The 892-nt window shown below is 41.7% G+C and carries 3 tRNA genes; 2 read left to right on the top strand and 1 reads right to left on the bottom strand.

The annotated features are described in order from the left end of the window. Positions 1-10 precede the first annotated feature (10 nt). Positions 11-86, bottom strand: a tRNA-Val gene (locus J8M00_RS28030). A gap of 545 nt (positions 87-631) precedes the next feature. Between J8M00_RS28030 and J8M00_RS28025 the strand changes: the two genes are divergently transcribed. Further along, positions 632-707, top strand: a tRNA-Ala gene (locus J8M00_RS28025). 72 nt (positions 708-779) lie between these two features. Next, positions 780-855, top strand: a tRNA-Glu gene (locus J8M00_RS28020). The last annotated feature ends 37 nt before the right edge of the window (positions 856-892 follow it).

Genomic DNA, 892 nt, shown 5'->3' with positions numbered 1-892 from the left:
ATCTTAGATATGGTGGGTTGTACTGGACTTGAACCAGTGACCCTCGCCTTGTAAGGGCGATGCTCTCCCAACTGAGCTAACAACCCATATCTAATTTTACAACAAACATTGTGCATAACACCGCGTTGCTGTGGGGCGCTATTATAGGGAGCCGTGCAAAGGAGTCAATACTTAAAAATGAAAATTTCGTTTGCTTGCTGTATTTATAGGCAAATTAACAAAATTACAATTGCTCTTCATTATAAGGAGTGTAAATGACATAAATAAAAGAGGTACAAGTTATCGTTGTTAGCCCACAAAGCAACAAACGTAATGTGATTTGGAACAGTCTGGACGAGTGGATTATTGTTCTTTATTCAATTCCAATCCGGTTAGTTTAAGTTATTAAGTTAAAACAATGTATGTGAGTGAATCAGGGGAGGGGAATAACCAGTCTTTCTGTATAAAAATCAAACTAAAACAAAAGGTTTGATTGAATTAAGGCAGAGTTTTGTTTATATTGTGTCCTCTTGGGCGCTTTTTGAAGCAGTTAGAAAAAACTTAACTAAAAATTGTTGACTTTATTTTCCTCCCTGCATAGAATGCGCCCCGCACTCAGCGATGCACGGTGACGAGTTCCCGTATGCAATAAGGGGCTATAGCTCAGCTGGGAGAGCGCCTCGCTGGCAGCGAGGAGGTCGGCGGTTCGATCCCGCCTAGCTCCACCAAGCATAATCGTTGAAAAAAGTCCTAGTGACATTGTTTAGTTTTAAACTTCGAGTGTTTAAAATTGAATTTGTGTCCCCTTCGTCTAGAGGCCTAGGACACCGCCCTTTCACGGCGGTAACAGGGGTTCGAATCCCCTAGGGGACGCCACTTACTTTAGGTAAGTAAAAACTCATATGGTGAGAGT

The sequence above is a fragment of the Pseudoalteromonas luteoviolacea genome (genome assembly GCF_018100925.1).
Classification (GTDB): domain Bacteria; phylum Pseudomonadota; class Gammaproteobacteria; order Enterobacterales; family Alteromonadaceae; genus Pseudoalteromonas; species Pseudoalteromonas obscura.
The sequence above is the reverse complement of the archived record's forward strand: the minus strand, read 5'-3'. Positions and strand labels throughout refer to the sequence as shown.